Origin of the sequence: Sporobacter termitidis DSM 10068 (assembly GCF_900130065.1) — a bacterium.
GTDB lineage: Bacteria > Bacillota > Clostridia > Oscillospirales > Oscillospiraceae > Sporobacter > Sporobacter termitidis.
The window spans coordinates 532,960-550,237 of sequence record NZ_FQXV01000001.1 but is presented as its reverse complement, the minus strand read 5'-3'; the positions used below and the strand labels follow the sequence as shown (position 1 = coordinate 550,237).

Genomic DNA, 17,278 nt, shown 5'->3' with positions numbered 1-17,278 from the left:
CCGGGCCCCCTCGGGGCTGTGCCCCGGGCCCCCTCGGGGCTGCGCCCCGGACCCCCTCGGGGCTGCGCCCCGGACCCCCTCGGGGCTGCGCCCCGGACCCCCTCGGGGCTGTGCCCCGGACTCTCTCGGGGCTGCGCCCCGGACCCCCTCGGGGCTGCGCCCCGGACCCTCTCGGGGCTGTGCCCCGGACCCTCTTGGGGCTGCGCCCCGGCACACTGCGTTTGTCATTCCCGCGAAGGCGGGAATCCAAGCCTTCCCCTTGGGGAAGGTGGCGCGCAGCGCCGGATGAGGGACTCCCGTGCCGCGCCCGGCGTTTTTTTCATAATCGGACCACGCTGTGATCCTCATCGGCACGCTCAGTATAACATACTGAGCGTGCCTTTTCCGTTATAAGAAAGCCGTCTTCCCACCCGCATACTCATTCGACACAAACCGACAAATGCCTCCAATCGGCGTTTTTAAAAATATAAATATAGCATAAATCAAAGATTCTCAAAAACCCATTATCCTGTAACTGTAACACTTTGACCCGCTTTTAAGCGTGAAACGCTTAATACTCTCGTAACATATCAAGGAAAATATCACGTCACTCCAGCCCCTTTTCGGCGCTTTGGCAGGCGTTTTTATTCCAAATCACTCCCAAAGCATCCAATAGAAGCCCTTTTTCGTCCAATACAAGCCTGTTTTCCTGTCGAATCCGTCGTAGGGGGCGATGCCCACATCGCCCCGTCGGCCCTTACCCACAGGCCGCTGCCGCGCCAACAAACGCGGACGGCCGATGGCCGTCCCTACGGCATATCCTCTTGTTTACCCGTAGGGACGACCATTGGTCGTCCGCTCCTCCCGGCGCCGCGCCGCACAAAACGGCTGGCAGGAAAACCGCCCGATGCCCACGTCGCCTATCCTTCCCCGGCTCCCTCAGACGAGGGAGCTGTCTCCCGCAGGCGACTGAAGGAGGGAACTCGTCGGCGCCGCACGGCACAAGAGCGGATGACAAAAACAGGCTGATCACAGCAGCCTGTTTTGTCGTTATTCGGGAGGACTTGCCAAATTGTTCCATAAGATGTATTATTGTGGAGAAGGGAGGCGCAATCGATGTCTGTGCGGTTAATCAGCTACGATCTTAAAAACGGGACCGAAGAAGACTATGGGGAACTGATCGGCGCTATCACGTCTCTGGGCGACTATTGCCACCCGCTGAGTTCGCAGTGGCTCGTTGACACCGATTTGAGCGCGAGGGAAATCAAGGATATATTGAAAGCAAAATTAAAAGCCGGCGATCACATTCTGGTGAGTACGCTGACGGGGGACTACGCGGGGCGGGTCAAAGAGTCGCACCTGAAATGGATCAGGGCGCATCAGGTCATTTTTGTCGGGTAAAACAGGATGCCGCGCCATACCGTTCAGGCCTGGATGCCGTCCAGGATAAGGTCCAGGGAACCGGCCATCCTGGTTTCCAGGTCGAAGCTGCCGTCGTAGACGCACCAAGTATAGCAGATGCCGCGGAGCAGGTCAAAGAAGAAATCCACGATCCGCGCGGCGTCCAGGGTTCCGCGGAGCGCGCTGGACGACTGGCCCCGGCGGATGATCTCCTCCAGGACGCTCTGCATCGGGCGCGTCTGGCGGAACCATTCGTTGTCCGGATTGAACAGCACCTTGACGATGTCGAGGCCTGTTTCTATATTGATCTGGGCATAATACCGGACAAAAAGGCGCAGCTGCTCGTAACAGGTTTTTCCCTCCAGCTCCGGGGTGACGGACTCGAGAAAGAACTTGTCGCCCGAAAAGTAGATCTCCCGGATGACGTCGCTTTTTGTGTTGAAGTAGCTGTAGAAGGTGCCGACGGAGACGTTGGCGCGCTTGCAGATGTCACGGATGGTGGCGGCGCGGTACCCGTTTTCCTCCATCAGCTCCAGCGCGGCTTTGTAAACGAGCTCTTTTGTCAGCTCTGATTTTTTATATGGCATGGTTCGATACCGGCTCCTCTCCGCACGCGGGCGCACGCTGCGTACATTACGTCATTATAAACATATACTGCCAATCCTGCAAGTTCTGGTGTCTTGACAGTGTGCAGCCGCGGATGATACAATATTCACACTGTTAAATGAACGTGTTCATATTTTGTCAACAGGGGACGTTAAATCATATTTGGAGGGAAAGACATGTTTTTCAACGACGACCACAATGATATCCGCGCGTTGGCGAGAGAATTTGCCGAGAAAGAGCTTGCGCCCATTGCAAACGAGATTGACCAGAACGACGAAGTGCCTCAGCGCATTTATGACCTCATGGCCGAGATGGGCTTTTTTGGGCTGAAGATTCCCGAAGAGTACGGCGGCCTGGGTCTCGACACGCGCTCCTATGTGTGCGTCATGGAAGAAATCTGTAAGAAGAGCATCGCGGCGAGCCTCGTGATGTCCTCCTGCAACTCGCTGTCCACAGCCCCCATGCTCCTGGCGGGCACCGAGGAGCAGAAGCAGAAGTATATTCCGAAAATCGCCAGCGGCGAGGAATTCATGGCTTTCGGCCTGACCGAGCCGGGCGCCGGCAGCGACGCCGCGTCAATGACAACCCGTGCCGTCGAGGACGGCGACAGCTATATCCTCAACGGCCGCAAGTGCTTTATTACCGGTGCGCCCTTTGCCCAGAACACGGTGATTTTTGCCAAGACGAGCCCGGAAAAGGGTGCCAAGGGCATCACGAGCTTTATTGTCGATATGAGCCTGCCCGGCGTTTCCGTGGGCAAGCACGAGGACAAGATGGGCCTGCGCGGCGTTGCCACCAGCGACGTGGTGCTGGAGGACGTCCGTGTGCCGAAGGACTGTATCCTGGGCGAGATCGACAGAGGCTTCATCACCGCGATGAAGACGCTGAACACCGGCCGTATCGGCGTTTCCTGCCAGGGCATCGGCGTGGCGCAGGGCGCGATGGACGAGGCCGTCCCGTATATGAAGGAGCGCAAGCAGTTCGGTCAGAGGCTTGCCGACTTCCAGGGCCTGCGTTTCCTGATGGCCGACTGCGAGGCGCGGCTGAACGCCGCCCGCCTCTCGGTTTATAACGCGGCTTATATGATGGATATGAAAGAGGATGCGACAAAAGCGGCTTCTATGGCAAAGTACTTCGCCACCGAGACGGGTCTGGACATCGTCAGCAAGTGCCTGCAGATGTTCGGCGGCTACGGTTATGTCAAGGAATACCCCATCGAGCGCATGTACCGCGACGCGCGCGTGCTGACCATTTTCGAGGGCACTTCCCAGGTTCAGCAGATCGTTATCGCGGGCGAATTATTTGGTAGATAAGGGAGAGTAACGGATGAATATACTGGTATGCATCAAACAGGTGCCGGATATCGAGAAGATCAAGGTCGATTCCGCGAAAAAAGTGATGATTATGGACGGTGTGCCGAACATCGTCAATCAATTTGATACCTATGCCCTGGAGACGGCCGTCCGCATCAAGGACGCCGACCCAGCCACGAAGGTTTTTGTCGTGACAATGGGCCCGGCGCAGACGAAGGACGCCATGAAGAGCTGTCTCTCCGTCGGCGCGGACAGGGCGTATATGGTGACGGACGACGTAATGAACGATTCGGACACGCTGGCTACAAGCTATGTGCTTTCCGCCGCCGCCAAGGCCATCGAGGCGCGCGAGGGCGTGACCTTTGACCTGATTCTCTGCGGAAAGCAGGCGGCCGACGGCGATACGGGTCATGTGGGTCCGCAGCTGGCCGAATACCTGAATTATCCGCAGATCACCTCCGCCAGCGAGATCACCGTGGACGGCGGTAAGGTTTCTGCACGCCGCCCGACAGACGAAGGCGCCGAGGTGGTGGCTGCCGTGCTTCCGGCCGTCGTGACGATGTCCCAGACGGCGTACGAGCCGCGCTACGCGTCGGTCAAGACGAAGATGGCCGCCAACCGCGCGGAGATCCCCGTCCTGACAGCGGCCGATCTGAGCCTTGACGCCGCCGGCGTCGGCCTTGCCGGCTCACCCTCAAAGGTGATCAAGACATTTGTGCCTGAGCGGAAAAAGGGCGGCCTGAAGATTCAGGAAGAGACCGGCGAGCTTTCCGCGCAAAAACTGACGGCGCTCCTCAGTGACGCCGGCGTCATTTAAGGGGGAGCGGAACATGAGCGATTACAAGAATATCTGGGTACTCATCGATATACAGAACGGACAGGCCAAAACGCTGGAGCTGCTGACCGGCGGCCGCAAGCTGGCGGACGCCGTGAGCGAGAAGCTCGTCGCCGTCGTCATTGGCAGCGGCACGGACGCGGCGGTCAAGGACGCCGTGGCAAACGGCGCCGATCAGATCCTCGTGGTGGACGGTGCCGATTACGCTGACTACTCTACGGAAGGCTACACCTATGCCCTGGAGCAGCTGGCAGGTAAATATAAGCCCGCGGCGCTCCTGATCGGCGCGACCATCAGCGGCCGCGACCTGGCGCCCCGTCTGGCCGCCCGCCTGAAGACAGGCCTGGCCGCCGACTGCACGGACCTTGAGATCGACGCCGGGACCGGTACCATCCAGTGGACGCGGCCGGCGTACGGCGGCAACGAGCTGGCCGTCATCGAGACCCCGGGCGCCCGGCCCCAGCTCGGCACGGTCCGCCCCAGCGCGTTCAAGCGCGGCGAACCCGACACGGCCCGCACCGCGGAAATCATCAAGGAAGACATCGCCCTGCCGGCCGGCACGATCCGCACCTCCATCATCGAGCGGATCGCCGAGGTGGCGGAGGGCATCAAGCTGGAGGACGCCGAGGTTGTCGTTTCCGGCGGCCGCGGCGTGGGCAGCACCGAGAACTTCGCCCTTCTCAAGGAGCTGGCCGACCTGATGGGGGGCGCCGTCGGCGCGTCCCGCGCGGCCGTCGATGCGGGCTGGATCTCCCACGTGGCGCAGGTTGGCCAGACGGGCAAGACCGTCAGCCCAAAGCTGTATATCGCCTGCGGTATCTCCGGCGCGATCCAGCACCTGGCCGGCATGTCCGGCTCCGACGTCGTCATCGCCATCAACCGCGACCCCGACGCGCCCATCTTCGAGGTGGCTGACTATGGCATCGTGGGCAACATCAAGGATGTTCTCCCGGCTCTGACGGAAGCCATCAAAAAGCTGAAAGCGTAAAATTTTGAAATTGAGCCTACAGCGCCGGGACGAAAATCCCGGCGCTGTAACATCGTCAGCCTTATTGCCGAAAGACGGCGTGCCAAGTCGTCACGCCCTGCGAGGATGGCGCGGGAATCGTATATATTTATCTTTTCGTTGACAATCCCCCAATTTCATGTATAATTATTTAGCTTGCATTTTGCAGGCCAATATCCTTGCTCCCGGCGCGACCGGGGGCCATATGTCCAGAAGGAGGTGCAAATGATGGCAAAAACATCGGCAAATTATGAGCTCATGTACATCATTGACCTTGATAAGGGAGAAGAAGAGATTTCCGCGATCGTGGGGAAATTTAAGACCCTTATCGAAGCCAATGGTACACTTAACGAGCTTGAGGAGATGGGCAGGCGCAAGCTGGCTTATCTGATCAATGACAAGCCGGACGGCTACTATGTCCTGGCGAGATTCCAGTCGGCTCCTGAATTCCCGGCAGAACTTGACCGTGTTCTGAAGATCACAGACGGTGTGATGCGTTCGCTCATCACCGTTATCGGCGAATAGGAGGACTCTTATGAATCAAATCGTTCTCATGGGCCGCTTGACGAGGGACCCTGAGCTCCGGCACACGCAGACAGGTACGCCTGTTTCGTCCTTCACCCTGGCGGTGGATAGAGGCTTTGCCTCAAAGGACAGCGGAGAGCGGCAGACCGATTTCATCGACATCGTGGCGTGGCGGAACACAGCGGAATTCGTCTCCAAGTATTTCGTAAAGGGCCAGATGGCCGCGGTGACGGGCAGGCTCCAGATTCGCGACTGGACGGACAAGGACGGCAACAAGCGCCGCTCCGCGGAAGTTGTCGCCGACAACGTCTACTTTACCGACAGCAAAAAGAGCAGGGAAAGCGACGGCGGTGGCGGCGGGAGCTACAATTACTCCCAGCAGAAGAACGATTTACCCGGAGGGTATCAGACGCCCGTTTCCGGTTCGGATTTCTCGGAGCTTGAGGACGACGACGGCGACCTGCCGTTCTGAGCCCAGGCCCGCACACTTAAATCACAACGGAATAGGAGGAAACTACTTTGGCTAATGAAAGAGATGGCAGAGACGGCAGAGATGGCAGAGGCCACGGTCGCAAGCGCCGGAAAGTATGCCAGTTCTGTGTCGACAAGGCCCAGAACATCGATTATAAGGACACGGCGAAAATTCGCCGCTATGTTTCCGAACGCAGCAAGATTCTGCCCCGCAGAACCACAGGTATCTGCGCACAGCATCAGCGTCAGTTGATGGTCGCCATCAAGCGCGCCCGTCAGATCGCCCTGCTGCCGTACGTTACGGACTAATACAAAAGCAAACGCCCGCCGTAAGGCGGGCGCTTTTTTTACGCGTCGTAATAGCGCTTGATGAGGTCGAGCAGCTCTTCGAGGGACAGGCCGAGGCCTTTGTAAAAGGCGATATCCTTTTTCAGCTTGTCGATGGCCAGGGTGTCACGCTTGTCATCAAGCGCCGAGGGAGGGAGCGGCGCCACAAAGCAGCCCTTGCCGACCATTGTGTAGATGAAGCCGGCCCGCTCCAAGTCTTCCCAGGCTTTTTTGACGGGGATCACGCTGATGCGGAGCTCCTTGGCGACAGTCCGGATCGGTGGGAGGCAAAAAACCGGCGCCAGCTCACCCTTGACGATCTGGGCCGATATCTGTTCGAACAGCTGCCGGTAAATCGGTTTGTCCGACGAGCTTGACAGGACAATATCCATTGCCTACAGGTCTACCTTTTCAAAGTTTTTGATCGACCGCTTTAGGGAAGACAGTGTCATGAGCACAAAGAGGACGATGCCCGCGGCCAGCACGACCAGCTGGCTGGACAGATGATCGGCGCCGAGCGCGTTGATGTTCGTTTTAAGATACGGCACGGTATGGACGGCGGCTTCAACCGCCACGGCATAGACAAGGACCGCCGCCAGCGCGATGAGAATTGGGGTGCCGACCTTGTGCGCCGTTTTATAGAACATGGGCAGAAAGATTGCGTTGAATATGGCGTACAGCATGAGCACAAAACCGAAAAATGCGAAATTCGGGTTCATGCCGATCTGATTGCCCAGGGGACTGATGACGAGCGTATTCACCATGGCAAACGGCACCGCCACGGCGACCTCCGCGAGCTCCATGGCCGCGATGGCGTAAATCCTGGCCCGGACGGCATCCCTTTTAGGAACGGGCAGCGTCGCCGTGAAAAAGATGTCCTGATTCTCCCGGCCGACGAGGAATATGTTCATAAAAGCGATAAAAATATAGCCGAAAGCAATGAAAAACGGCCAGCTGGGAATCAGCAGAAGCGCGCCGAAAAGTAAAAACATTAAAAAGACCGAGGGTATGGCAAGCTTGAATTCCTTATAGAATAGATTTTTCATTGCTTCTGCTCCTTTTCGAAATAAATCATGACCGATTCTATATCTGCCGGGGATACCTCCAGATTTTGGCCCTGCGGCAGCTCCGCCGCTCTGATGAGCCCGGTGAACCCAAACGAATTTTCCTTATAGCCAATCAGCTTTTTCCGAAGCTCCCCGGACAGGGCGCCCGTCCCGCCCCGGACGAGCTTATACCGCTCCAGGAACTCATCCTTTTCGGCGCTGGCGACAATTTCACCGTTTTTAATATAGGTGATGTAGTCGGCGCATTTCTCCAGATCGGACGTGATATGCGTAGAGAACAAAATGCTCCGCTTGCCGTCCTCGATCAGCTCCTGGAACAGTTCCAGGATTTCGTCCCGCGAGACGGGGTCGAGGCCGCTGGTGGGCTCGTCTAAAATCAGGAGCTTGGCGTTATGGGACAAGGCCAGCGCCAGGGCAAACTTGACCTGCATGCCCGTGGAGAGCTCTTCGACCTTTTTGTCCGGGTCGAGAGCGAACTTTGTCAGGTAATCACTGAAAAGCGCGTCGTCCCATTCGTCGTAAAAGCGCCTGACGGCGTCGGCCACGGTCTTCAGCTTCTTCTTAGGATAAAAGGTGGTGCCGCCGAGCATAAAGCCGATCTTTTGCTTGAGCTCCAGCTCGTTCCGGCTGAAATCCTGCCCCAGGATTGTCACCTGCCCGCCGTCGGCGTGGACCAGATTCAGTATCGATTTGAGCGTCGTCGTTTTTCCGGCGCCATTGCGGCCGATAAAGCCCATAATATAGCCGTGCTCCAGCGAGAACGAGACGTTTTTCAACTCGAACCTCTCGTACTTTTTGCTCAGGTTATGAACAGATAAGATATCCAATGGGATTCCTCCTTGGAATCGTGCATATTGAGTATACACAATATATCATGTTGGATTCCCGGTGTCAATAGCCGCCGTGAATCATATAGACAGCAAAGCGCCCGCGATTCGGCGGGCGCTTTGTTTGGCGGTGGCCATATGTAAATTTAGCTGTCAGCGAGCGTTCTTGCTTCGCGGTAGCCTTCCGGGCACTCCAGCGTGTCGGGCGGGAAGAACTCGTCAACGGGGAAGTGGATTCTGGAGAAGAGCGTGCACGGGTCGTCTTCGTTGGAACCGATGCACTCCTTATCCGGCATGCAGTAGTCGTAGGACGGCATCAGGAGCTGAGTGTCGCGCTCAAGGCGGATGATGGAGAACTGGCCGAGGGTGACAAGCACGCGGCGGCTTGTGGGATCGAACAGGATGTCGCTGGGGAAGGTCTCGGCGATAAAGCCGGGCACTTCGAAGACTCCGACATCATCATTGGAGTGGTGGTCACAGACATCGACAAGCTTCATCCCGAGAACAATCGGGTCAACGGCTTCGACGACGGCGGTGGGGAGATTTGTCGTTTCGATCGTGTGGGAATCGAGATCGTGCAGTGAGGTTGTTGAGGAGAAGACCTTGGCGCTGCCTTCGCTGCCGAAAAGAATGACGCGCTTGTCGAAAACGGCGAGCCCGGTGATTTCGGCCGGCCTGTTGACAAGCGAGAAAGCCTCGCCCTTTATCCTGTAGAAGTATCTGAGGTCGACGGTGTAGTACCCTCTGTTGAAGGTTATTTCATCCACGTCGATCGTCACATACAGAAGCTTTGCCGATTTGGCGCGAACACTGACGGCGTTGTCTATGTAGCACTGGGATTCCCTGGTCGGATAAAGCCGCAGATCTTCAATGCAGTCTTTGTCTTTGCAGGAATCATATATCTTACGTGTATGCACGCAAACGGCCTCTCTGATGCAGGCGTTTTCCTGTACAGGGCCCGGTAAAACCCGATCTGGCATTTGTGTTCCTCCTTGATGATAGAATGGGTGTGGTTTGCTTCAATATAGTGTATGCATCGGCCTGAATAGTGTGATATATGTCCGGGCGGCCCCGCGGCCCGCCGGCTTGGGGGAGTTGGTGTTGCTATCGGCAGCGGCGATGTGGTAAAATGAACAAATGGCAAAGCGCGGACGCTGCGTCGGATACATTATATAAACAGATACTGAGACCCGTTGCGAAAGCGCTATAATGGCCGTATGTAACGGCTCGCGGAAGCTATTACATAGTATGAGCGCCGCTTTCAAATGACCCGCGCAGATTTGGGAATTAAGGATATAAAGCCATATGATTATTTTAGGTGTGGACCCTGGGATCGCCACCGTCGGCTTCGGCGTGATCAGCACGTCGGGAAGCAAGCAGTCGCTTGTCCGATGCGGCGTGATCAGGACGGAGGCCGGCACCAGGCTCGCCTTGCGCCTCCGGCAGATTCACGACGACGTTTCGGAGCTTTTGGACCTCTACAGGCCGGACGCCATCGCCGTGGAGGAGCTGTTTTTCAACACGAACCTCAAAACGGGCATTTCCGTTGCCCATGGGCGCGGCGTTCTGATCCTGGCGGGGGAAGAGCAGGGTATCCCAATGTTCGAATACACGCCGCTGCAGGTGAAGCAGACGGTGGCCGGCTACGGCAGGGCGCAGAAAAAGCAGGTGATGGAGATGGTCCGGCGGCTTTTATCCATGAACGAGGTGCCGAGACCGGACGACGCGGCCGACGCGTTGGCCATCGCCATCTGCCACGCCAGAGTCACAAATTCTCTTTTGAATATCGACGGAGGCAATATATGTTCTACTATTTAGAGGGCGTCGTCACCATCATCGAACAGAATCTCGCGGTGATGGACGCCGGCGGCGCCGGCTACGCCTGCTATACGACGGCGCACACGCTCTCGCGGCTTGAGATCGGCAAGAAGGCGCGGCTTTACACTTACTGCAATATCAAGGAGGACGCTTTCGACATCTTCGGCTTTTATGACATGAGCGAAAAGCGGTTTTTCGAGCAGCTGCTGACCGTTTCGGGCGTCGGGCCCAAGGCGGCGCTGTCGATCCTCTCCGCCGGCACGCCTGAGACGCTGGCGGTTGCAATCGTGGCCGGAGACGAGCGGATGCTGACGCTGGCGCCGGGCATCGGCAAAAAGCTTGCTCAGCGCGTGATACTGGAGCTGAAGGACAAGGTCGCCAAGGAATCGGCCGGCCTGAAGGGCCAGGATTTTATTCCCGTGCCGGCAGGCGCCGAGGCCGCCGGGTCCAAGCTTTCGGACGCGCAGGCGGCACTGGCCGTTTTGGGCTACAGCCCGGCGGAGATAGCCACGGCGCTGCGCGGCATGGAGCTCGATGCCCTCACGGTGGAGGAGATCATCCGGAGCGTTTTGAAAAGCAGCCTGAAATAAGCGGATGGAGTCTTGGAAATGAGTATAGACTATACCGACGACAAAAAGAAAAGCGGGGATGCGAACGACGAGATCCTGCTGACGACGTCGTTTCTGCGCGAGGATGACGGCGAGGGCAGCCTGCGGCCGCAGACGCTGACGGAGTACATCGGGCAGGAGAAGGCCAAAAAGAACCTTGCCATTTTTATCGAAGGGGCGAAGCGCCGGAACGAGCCGCTGGACCACGTGCTGCTCCACGGCCCCCCGGGCCTGGGCAAGACAACGCTGGCGGCCATCATCGCCAATGAGATGGGCGTGACGCTTCGGAAGACGTCGGGGCCTGCCATCGAAAAGCCGAAGGATCTGGCGGCGCTCCTCACGAATCTCAACGAAAACGATATATTGTTTATTGACGAGATCCACCGCATGAACCGCTCCATCGAAGAGATACTGTATCCGGCGATGGAGGATAAGCAGATCGACATCATCATCGGCCAGGGGCCTGCGGCAACGTCGATTTGCCTTGAACTGAAGAGCTTTACGCTGGTCGGCGCGACGACGCGGTCGGGCCAGCTCTCGTCGCCCCTGCGCGACAGATTCGGCATTGACCTGAAGCTGGAGCTGTACACGCCGGAGGAATTGAAGGTGATCGTCGAACGGTCGGCGCGGCTGCTGGGTATCCCGACGGAGCCGGAGGGCGCGGCGGAGATCGCCTCCAGGAGCCGCGGCACGCCCCGTATAGCCAACAGGCTTCTTCGCCGGGTGCGCGATTTTGCCGAGGTGGTCGGCGAGGGCATCATCACCCGCGCGGCGGCCGACGACGCGCTCACGCAGCTCGAGATTGACAGGACCGGCCTGGACGCAATCGACAGGCGGCTGCTTACAAGCATCATCAAAAACTACGGCGGCGGACCTGTAGGCCTGGAGACGATCGCGGCCACGATCAACGAGGAGCCCGTCACGCTGGAGGATGTCTATGAGCCCTACCTGATGCAGCAGGGCTTTTTGACGCGCACGCCCCGCGGCCGCTGCGTCACGCGCCTGGCCTACGAGCACCTGGGCCTGTCGTTTACCGGCCCGGAGCAGCTTACATTTTAATTATGAATGGCGGGCGCTTCGTGAAGCGCCCCTACAGGCTTGAATGATTGTAGGGGCGGTTCATGAATCGCCCGCGTTCCCCGACGCCCGCAGATGCGGCGTAAAATCTGATTATAAAAGGAATGATTCCATGGGTAAATATTTCGGCACGGACGGTATCCGCGGCGTCGTCAACGAGACGCTGGACGCGCAATTGGCGTATAAGGTGGGCTGCGCTGCCGCGACGGTGCTGCTGAACGGCCAGGAGAAGAGACCTCTCATTTTGATCGGTAAGGATACGCGCATTTCCTCGGATATGCTGGAGGCCGCGCTGATCGCCGGCATCTGCTCCGGCGGGGCGGACGTCATGCCCCTCGGCGTTCTGCCGACACCGGCGGTGGCATACCTGACGGTCCGGCTGGAGGCTCAGATGGGCATTGTGATCTCGGCGTCCCACAATCCGTTCGAGCACAACGGCATCAAGATATTCAACGGCCAGGGCTACAAGCTCCCGGACGCGCTGGAGGAGCGCATCGAGCGGATGATCGACGGCGCGGAGCCCTGCCTTGTGAAGACCCACGGCGGGCTCGGACGCGTGATCTCCGACGACGGCCGGGGCGCGGAAATGTACATCGACTATCTGGCCGGCGCAGTCGGCGGCGAGATCCGCGGGCTGCGCGTGGCGATCGACTGCGCCAACGGCGCCGCCTCAGAAACGGCGGGACGGCTGTTTTCAAAATTCGGTATCGATTTTGAGCTCCTCCACGACCATCCCAACGGCGTCAACATCAACGACGGCTGCGGCTCCACGCATATCGACAGCCTCTGCAGGATCGTCACCGCCGGCGGCTTTGACCTGGGGCTCGCCTTTGACGGCGATGCCGACCGGTGCCTCTGTGTCGATGAAAAGGGTGAGGTCGTGGACGGCGACAAGATGATGGCGATCATGGGCCTGGCGATGAAGGAGCGGGGCGCGCTCAAAAACAACGCCATCGTGGCCACCGTGATGTCCAACATCGGCTTTCACGAATTTGCCGGGAAAAACGGCATCGAGCTGCTATGCGCCGCCGTCGGCGACAGGAATGTCCTGGAGCTGATGCTTGAGCGGGGCTGCAACCTGGGCGGCGAGCAGTCCGGCCACATCATCTTTCTTGACGACGCCACAACAGGCGACGGGCAGCTTGCCGCGGTGCGGTTTTTAAGCGTTGTTTCCGCGTCAATGAAAGCCGTGTCGGCACTGGCCGGCGCCGTACCCCAGTATCCTCAGGTTCTGCAGAATGCCAAGATCACCGGCGGCAACGCGGCGAAGGACGCGATCATGTCCAGCCCGCGGCTCAAGGAGGCCGTGGCGCAGGAGGAAAAAAGGCTCGGCGGCACCGGCAGAATCCTTGTCCGACCCTCGGGAACGGAGGCTCTTATCCGCGTTATGGTCGAGGCAAAGACGGAGGAAACGGCCTCCGAGGCCGCCAGCAAGCTCATTAATATGATAAAATCGCTATAAATTCGCTGAAATTTTAATAAAATATTAAAAATATTAACCAAAATACTTGACATCCCAGAAGCCAGAATCTATAATTTTAACAGCATCAGTCATTTTTCCAAATTCGGTATAAATATGAGTAATTTTTACAATAACCGCGACGTGGAACTTTGGAGCATGGCTTCCTCCGGCGATGTCAAGGCCGAAGAAGAGCTCATCTCTGAATACAGCCGGCTTGTCAAGATTTGCGCACGGCCGTATTTTCTCGCCGGGGGCGACAGCGAGGATCTCATACAGGAAGGGATGCTCGGGCTCTTGTCCGCGGTCAGGCACTATGACCCCGCGAGGGATGTCAGGTTCAAGACGTACGCCGAATTCTGCATCAGGCGGCGACTGTACAGTGCGATTAAATCAGCGTCCAGGTTTAAGCATATTCCTCTCAATGATTACGTATCGCTGGAATCTCCCGAACTAGACGAAAACGGTACCCTAGGGATGTTTTTTTTGCGCGATCCTGAAGAGTCTGTCATAGCGAGAGAGCGTGTTGATGAGATAACAGACTGTCTATATGGCTCTCTGTCCCGATTTGAATCAAGGATATTGGGGCTTTATTTGGAGGGCATGTCCTATGAGGAGATGGCCGCAAAGGTAAACAAGACCCCCAAATCTGTGGATAACGCTGTGCAAAGAATCAGGAAGAAGCTTGCACAATACTTAAAATATGGCGATAATCAGTGAAAGCTGAACGCAATAAAAGCCCGAGAGGGTATGATATTTTTGTCAAAAGAGAGGTTTCATCATGTACGAGGACAAAACGTTGATTTGCAAGGAATGTGGCGCCGAGTTTACGTTTACGGCCGGTGAGCAGGAGTTCTATGCCGAGCGCGGTTTCCAGAATGAGCCGCAGCGCTGCAAAACCTGCCGCGACGCGCGCAAGAACGCGGCCCGTGGACCGAGAGAGTATTTCAAAGCAGTTTGTGCTGCCTGCGGCCAGGAGGCCAGAGTGCCCTTTGAGCCCAAGTCCGACAGGCCGGTCTACTGCAGCGATTGCTTTGCAAAGATGAGAGAGGCCTAATCGGCCAACAGAGAAAGAGAAAAAGACCGCTGACTCAGGCGGCCTGGAAAGCAAAATTTTGGGGGGCTTAAGTTCTGTGATGAGCAGGGCTTAAGCTCTTGTTTACTTTTTTTGAGGCCTCTTTGACTTTTTTGATAAAAAAGCGGCCCGCCGCCGCACGTTTCCTGTGCAAACACCAGATGCCCGTCGCCGATACTTTTTGTTGCCAATCAGTTGAAATTGTTACATGGATCGGATATAATAAAGGCAAATCAGAAATAGATATTATGAAAACTGTTTGGAGGTTTTAATATGGAACAGGTAACGAAAGATACAATAACGAAAGATACGATCATTGCGGATATATTAGACATCGCGCCCGACTCGGCGCCGCTGTTCTTCTCTATCGGAATGCACTGCCTCGGCTGCGCTATGGCCAGCGGCGAAACGCTCGGCGAGGCCTGCGAGGTCCACGGCGTTGATTTCGAGGAATTCATGGAGCAGCTTCAGCAGTATATCAAGCAGTAAGCAAGAAAAAACAAGTGAAGGCGGCTGTCTCAAGATAGCGAAGTGTCATTCTGGGAGCGCAGCGACGGAGGATTTCACCGCGTACGGCCATGTTCGTACCGCAGGGATTCTTTGCTGTGCGCAGGACGACAGGCTATCGCGGGACGGCCGTTTTTTTGGAAAATGATAATGAAACAGCTGAAATTATCAAACAGGCTGGGCGTGATCGCGGCTTTTATCGGCGCGGCCGGCGCCGTTGTCGACGTGGGCACGGACCACGGATATCTGCCGGTTTGGCTGGCCCTCAGCGGCAAGGCCCGCCGGATCGCGGCCACCGACATCCGCAAGGGGCCTCTTCATCGCGCCGTCTCGTCGGCGGAGGAATACGGCGTGGCCGACAGGATCGAGTTTTTCCTGACCGACGGCCTCAGCGGGCTGGACCCTGCATTTGACACAGTCGTCATCGCGGGCATGGGCGGCGAGACGATCATCCGAATACTCCAAAATGCCCCCTGGACGCTTGAGGCGCGCGTAAAGCTCGTCCTGCAGCCCCAGACAAAGGCGGATGAGCTTATCGCATGGCTCGGAGAGAATGGCCGCGCCGTTGCCGACGCGTCTCTGGCGGAAGACGAGCGGCGCCTTTACCTGATCTTTACCGCCGGAGCGGACGGGCGCGGCGGTGCCGCGGACCCGCTGGAGATACTGCTGGAAAAACGCGACCCGCTGCTCCCGGCCTATCTGACCCGGCTTAGCAATAAAACGCAGCGCGCGCTCGAGGGCCTGGCCCGGAGCGCCGGTACATCCGGCGGCGCGCCGGACACGGCGCGGCGGGCGCTGGAACGATACAAGAGGATAAAGGAGGAGACGGACACATGGCAAAAGTAAAGGATATCCTGGGGACGCTTGAGGCTTTCGCGCCGGTATGCCTCAAGATGGATTTTGACAACGTGGGGCTGCTGGCGGGCTTTCAGGACAGGAGCGTGGACAGGCTCATCGTCGCCCTGGACATTACCGACGAGGTGATCGGGGAGGCCATCGATGAAAAGGCGCAGCTGATCGTCTCGCACCACCCGATGTTCTTCTCGCTGAAAAGCGTTGCCGACACGGACAGAACGGGCCGGAAGCTCACAACGCTTTTGTCCCACGGCATCTCCGCCATCTGCATGCATACGAACCTGGACGCGGCGACGGGCGGCGTCAATGACGCGCTGGCTGAGGCGGCGGGCCTGACGGGCACCGCGCTGTTGAGCCAGGAGGTCTTCGACGGGAACGGCGCGCCCCATTCCTACGGGCGCGTGGGGCAGCTCAAGGCCCCGATGAAGCTGGCCGACTACCTTAAATTTATCAAAGAGCGGCTGAACGCCGGCGGCCTCCGGTATCACGACGCCGGGCGCGACGTGTACAAGGTGGCCACTGTCGGCGGCTCCGGCGGAGGAGACCTCCGGCACGCCGCCGCCCACGGCTGCGACACGTTCCTCACCTCGGACATCAAATACGATGTGTTTCTCGAGGCAAAGGAGCTCGGGCTCAACCTCATCGACGGCGACCATTTCTGCACCGAAAACGTCGTGACGCCCGTGCTGGAGAAAAAGCTGACGGCGCTGTTCCCGGAGGTGCGCGCGACGGTTTCGCGGGTCCACCGCCAGACGGCGCATTTTATATGAAACAAATTAGACAAAAACCTTGATTCTTTTTGCGCCAATATGTTAATATGATGCCACGGCTCGGCTGAAGCGGCTGCGCCGAATATATTTGCGCTGCATCTTAGATACTAAGAGCGGCAGCAAGGAGGAAATTGAATATGCGTAAACCCGCCCTTTCTACAGGCAAGATGGTACGTCTGGCCGTACTTGTCGCAATTTTGCTCGTTATGGTTTATACGCCTTTAGGCTATCTCAAGGCGGGACCGGTATCTATTACGTTCCTGATGATTCCTGTCGCGATCGCATCCATTATCATCGGGCCGGTCGCCGGGGCTTTTATGGGTGGCGTTTTCGGCCTGACAAGCTTCATCCAATGCTTTGGCGCAGATGCGTTCGGCACCGCGCTTCTGGCAATCAATCCTATTTTGACGTTTATCATGTGCATGCTGCCGCGTCTCCTCGCCGGCTGGCTGCCAGGTCTTATTTTCAGGGCTTTGTCGCGGATTGCGGTTCGCAAAACGGCGTCCGCTTTTATCGCGGGGTTCTGCGCGTCGGTGTTCAATACGATTTTCTTTGTGGGCGCGCTGGTATTGCTGTTCGGCAATACGGATATCGTCAGGTCGATGGGCGACACCGCGTGGAAGGTTATCGGCGTTTTGGTGACATCCAACGCCTTGATCGAGGCTGCCGCTTGTACGGTTGTCGCAGGCGCCGTCGGTCGGGCCCTCATCCAATATATCCCGATAAAACAAAAGCCTGCGTCCAATTAACAT

22 protein-coding genes are annotated in these 17,278 nt (G+C 57.5%); 17 read left to right on the top strand and 5 right to left on the bottom strand.

Annotation, left to right across the window (positions count from 1 at the left end; translation table 11 throughout):
- The first annotated feature begins 1,095 nt into the window (after positions 1-1,095).
- Positions 1,096-1,380, top strand: a complete 285-nt coding sequence (locus tag BUB60_RS02620) for a hypothetical protein (protein ID WP_073076060.1) — start codon at positions 1,096-1,098, stop codon at positions 1,378-1,380.
- Positions 1,381-1,403: 23 nt separating this feature from the next.
- Here the strand turns inward: BUB60_RS02620 and BUB60_RS02615 are convergent, their stop codons facing one another.
- Positions 1,404-1,967 (bottom strand): TetR/AcrR family transcriptional regulator, encoded by a 564-nt coding sequence (locus tag BUB60_RS02615; protein ID WP_073076059.1) that lies wholly within the window; start codon positions 1,965-1,967, stop codon positions 1,404-1,406.
- 195 nt (positions 1,968-2,162) lie between these two features.
- On the opposite strand from BUB60_RS02615, the gene BUB60_RS02610 reads away from it, so the two are divergent.
- The 6 genes from BUB60_RS02610 to rpsR all read left to right on the top strand — a co-directional run bounded on the left by BUB60_RS02610 (position 2,163) and on the right by rpsR (position 6,445).
- Complete coding sequence (locus BUB60_RS02610; protein ID WP_073076058.1) at positions 2,163-3,299, top strand: acyl-CoA dehydrogenase family protein; 1,137 nt, start codon at positions 2,163-2,165, stop codon at positions 3,297-3,299.
- 13 nt (positions 3,300-3,312) lie between these two features.
- Entirely contained in the window at positions 3,313-4,116 is an 804-nt protein-coding gene (locus BUB60_RS02605) for an electron transfer flavoprotein subunit beta/FixA family protein (protein ID WP_073076057.1), read from the top strand.
- Positions 4,117-4,129: 13 nt separating this feature from the next.
- A complete protein-coding gene (locus BUB60_RS02600; RefSeq protein ID WP_073076056.1) occupies positions 4,130-5,122 on the top strand; it encodes an electron transfer flavoprotein subunit alpha/FixB family protein in 993 nt (330 codons plus the stop codon).
- Positions 5,123-5,368: 246 nt separating this feature from the next.
- Positions 5,369-5,665 carry a 30S ribosomal protein S6 gene (gene rpsF / locus BUB60_RS02595; protein WP_073076265.1) on the top strand — a complete coding sequence of 99 codons (297 nt, stop codon included), beginning with the start codon at positions 5,369-5,371 and terminating at the stop codon, positions 5,663-5,665.
- A gap of 10 nt (positions 5,666-5,675) precedes the next feature.
- A complete protein-coding gene (locus BUB60_RS02590) occupies positions 5,676-6,137 on the top strand; it encodes a single-stranded DNA-binding protein (protein ID WP_073076055.1) in 462 nt (153 codons plus the stop codon).
- A gap of 47 nt (positions 6,138-6,184) precedes the next feature.
- On the top strand, positions 6,185-6,445 hold the full coding sequence (gene rpsR / locus BUB60_RS02585) for a 30S ribosomal protein S18 (protein ID WP_073076054.1): 261 nt from the start codon (positions 6,185-6,187) through the stop codon (positions 6,443-6,445).
- A gap of 38 nt (positions 6,446-6,483) precedes the next feature.
- On the opposite strand, the gene BUB60_RS02580 is transcribed toward rpsR, so the two are convergent.
- From BUB60_RS02580 to BUB60_RS02565, 4 genes are all read right to left on the bottom strand, one after another.
- Positions 6,484-6,855 carry a GntR family transcriptional regulator gene (locus BUB60_RS02580; RefSeq protein ID WP_073076053.1) on the bottom strand — a complete coding sequence of 124 codons (372 nt, stop codon included), beginning with the start codon at positions 6,853-6,855 and terminating at the stop codon, positions 6,484-6,486.
- A gap of 3 nt (positions 6,856-6,858) precedes the next feature.
- A complete protein-coding gene (locus BUB60_RS02575; protein ID WP_073076052.1) occupies positions 6,859-7,509 on the bottom strand; it encodes an ABC-2 transporter permease in 651 nt (216 codons plus the stop codon).
- A complete protein-coding gene (locus BUB60_RS02570; protein WP_073076051.1) occupies positions 7,506-8,357 on the bottom strand; it encodes an ABC transporter ATP-binding protein in 852 nt (283 codons plus the stop codon). Before BUB60_RS02570 ends, BUB60_RS02575 begins: the two co-directional genes overlap by 4 nt.
- 146 nt (positions 8,358-8,503) lie before the next feature.
- Entirely contained in the window at positions 8,504-9,274 is a 771-nt protein-coding gene (locus BUB60_RS02565) for a hypothetical protein (protein ID WP_242941130.1), read from the bottom strand.
- A 388-nt stretch (positions 9,275-9,662) separates the two neighbouring features.
- Between BUB60_RS02565 and ruvC the strand changes: the two genes are divergently transcribed.
- The 10 genes from ruvC (at position 9,663) to BUB60_RS02515 (ending at position 17,275) form a co-directional block, all read left to right on the top strand.
- On the top strand, positions 9,663-10,175 hold the full coding sequence (gene ruvC, locus BUB60_RS02560; RefSeq protein ID WP_073076049.1) for a crossover junction endodeoxyribonuclease RuvC: 513 nt from the start codon (positions 9,663-9,665) through the stop codon (positions 10,173-10,175).
- Positions 10,160-10,765: a Holliday junction branch migration protein RuvA gene (gene ruvA, locus BUB60_RS02555; RefSeq protein ID WP_073076048.1), complete on the top strand. Its 606-nt coding sequence runs from the start codon at positions 10,160-10,162 to the stop codon at positions 10,763-10,765. Before ruvC ends, ruvA begins: the two co-directional genes overlap by 16 nt.
- Positions 10,766-10,783: 18 nt before the next feature.
- Positions 10,784-11,842 carry a Holliday junction branch migration DNA helicase RuvB gene (ruvB, locus tag BUB60_RS02550; RefSeq protein WP_073076047.1) on the top strand — a complete coding sequence of 353 codons (1,059 nt, stop codon included), beginning with the start codon at positions 10,784-10,786 and terminating at the stop codon, positions 11,840-11,842.
- 130 nt (positions 11,843-11,972) lie between these two features.
- On the top strand, positions 11,973-13,322 hold the full coding sequence (gene glmM / locus BUB60_RS02545; protein WP_073076046.1) for a phosphoglucosamine mutase: 1,350 nt from the start codon (positions 11,973-11,975) through the stop codon (positions 13,320-13,322).
- Between the two features lie 156 nt (positions 13,323-13,478).
- On the top strand, positions 13,479-14,039 hold the full coding sequence (locus BUB60_RS02540) for a sigma-70 family RNA polymerase sigma factor (protein WP_242941129.1): 561 nt from the start codon (positions 13,479-13,481) through the stop codon (positions 14,037-14,039).
- Positions 14,040-14,100: 61 nt separating this feature from the next.
- The gene (locus BUB60_RS02535) at positions 14,101-14,376 is read left to right on the top strand and encodes a zinc-ribbon domain containing protein (protein ID WP_073076044.1); all 276 of its coding nucleotides are present in this window, start codon (positions 14,101-14,103) and stop codon (positions 14,374-14,376) included.
- A 291-nt stretch (positions 14,377-14,667) separates the two neighbouring features.
- Complete coding sequence (locus tag BUB60_RS02530; protein ID WP_073076043.1) at positions 14,668-14,883, top strand: DUF1858 domain-containing protein; 216 nt, start codon at positions 14,668-14,670, stop codon at positions 14,881-14,883.
- A gap of 168 nt (positions 14,884-15,051) precedes the next feature.
- Positions 15,052-15,747 (top strand): tRNA (adenine(22)-N(1))-methyltransferase, encoded by a 696-nt coding sequence (locus tag BUB60_RS02525; RefSeq protein ID WP_073076042.1) that lies wholly within the window; start codon positions 15,052-15,054, stop codon positions 15,745-15,747.
- Positions 15,735-16,526, top strand: a complete 792-nt coding sequence (locus BUB60_RS02520) for a Nif3-like dinuclear metal center hexameric protein (RefSeq protein WP_073076041.1) — start codon at positions 15,735-15,737, stop codon at positions 16,524-16,526. The genes BUB60_RS02525 and BUB60_RS02520 overlap by 13 nt, the downstream gene beginning before the upstream one ends.
- A 137-nt stretch (positions 16,527-16,663) precedes the next feature.
- Positions 16,664-17,275: an ECF transporter S component gene (locus BUB60_RS02515; RefSeq protein ID WP_073076040.1), complete on the top strand. Its 612-nt coding sequence runs from the start codon at positions 16,664-16,666 to the stop codon at positions 17,273-17,275.
- The last annotated feature ends 3 nt before the right edge of the window (positions 17,276-17,278 follow it).

Coding starts and splice junctions, on each gene's coding strand:
- ruvA (WP_073076048.1), top strand. CDS start 10,160: ATGTTCTACTATTTAGAGGGCGTCGTCACCATCATCGAACAGAATCTC.
- BUB60_RS02535 (WP_073076044.1), top strand. CDS start 14,101: ATGTACGAGGACAAAACGTTGATTTGCAAGGAATGTGGCGCCGAGTTT.
- BUB60_RS02530 (WP_073076043.1), top strand. CDS start 14,668: ATGGAACAGGTAACGAAAGATACAATAACGAAAGATACGATCATTGCG.
- BUB60_RS02515 (WP_073076040.1), top strand. CDS start 16,664: ATGCGTAAACCCGCCCTTTCTACAGGCAAGATGGTACGTCTGGCCGTA.
- BUB60_RS02525 (WP_073076042.1), top strand. CDS start 15,052: ATGAAACAGCTGAAATTATCAAACAGGCTGGGCGTGATCGCGGCTTTT.
- BUB60_RS02590 (WP_073076055.1), top strand. CDS start 5,676: ATGAATCAAATCGTTCTCATGGGCCGCTTGACGAGGGACCCTGAGCTC.
- BUB60_RS02620 (WP_073076060.1), top strand. CDS start 1,096: ATGTCTGTGCGGTTAATCAGCTACGATCTTAAAAACGGGACCGAAGAA.
- ruvC (WP_073076049.1), top strand. CDS start 9,663: ATGATTATTTTAGGTGTGGACCCTGGGATCGCCACCGTCGGCTTCGGC.
- BUB60_RS02610 (WP_073076058.1), top strand. CDS start 2,163: ATGTTTTTCAACGACGACCACAATGATATCCGCGCGTTGGCGAGAGAA.
- BUB60_RS02540 (WP_242941129.1), top strand. CDS start 13,479: ATGGCTTCCTCCGGCGATGTCAAGGCCGAAGAAGAGCTCATCTCTGAA.
- BUB60_RS02605 (WP_073076057.1), top strand. CDS start 3,313: ATGAATATACTGGTATGCATCAAACAGGTGCCGGATATCGAGAAGATC.
- rpsF (WP_073076265.1), top strand. CDS start 5,369: ATGGCAAAAACATCGGCAAATTATGAGCTCATGTACATCATTGACCTT.
- BUB60_RS02615 (WP_073076059.1), bottom strand. CDS start 1,967: ATGCCATATAAAAAATCAGAGCTGACAAAAGAGCTCGTTTACAAAGCC.
- glmM (WP_073076046.1), top strand. CDS start 11,973: ATGGGTAAATATTTCGGCACGGACGGTATCCGCGGCGTCGTCAACGAG.
- BUB60_RS02580 (WP_073076053.1), bottom strand. CDS start 6,855: ATGGATATTGTCCTGTCAAGCTCGTCGGACAAACCGATTTACCGGCAG.
- BUB60_RS02575 (WP_073076052.1), bottom strand. CDS start 7,509: ATGAAAAATCTATTCTATAAGGAATTCAAGCTTGCCATACCCTCGGTC.
- BUB60_RS02600 (WP_073076056.1), top strand. CDS start 4,130: ATGAGCGATTACAAGAATATCTGGGTACTCATCGATATACAGAACGGA.
- BUB60_RS02520 (WP_073076041.1), top strand. CDS start 15,735: ATGGCAAAAGTAAAGGATATCCTGGGGACGCTTGAGGCTTTCGCGCCG.
- ruvB (WP_073076047.1), top strand. CDS start 10,784: ATGAGTATAGACTATACCGACGACAAAAAGAAAAGCGGGGATGCGAAC.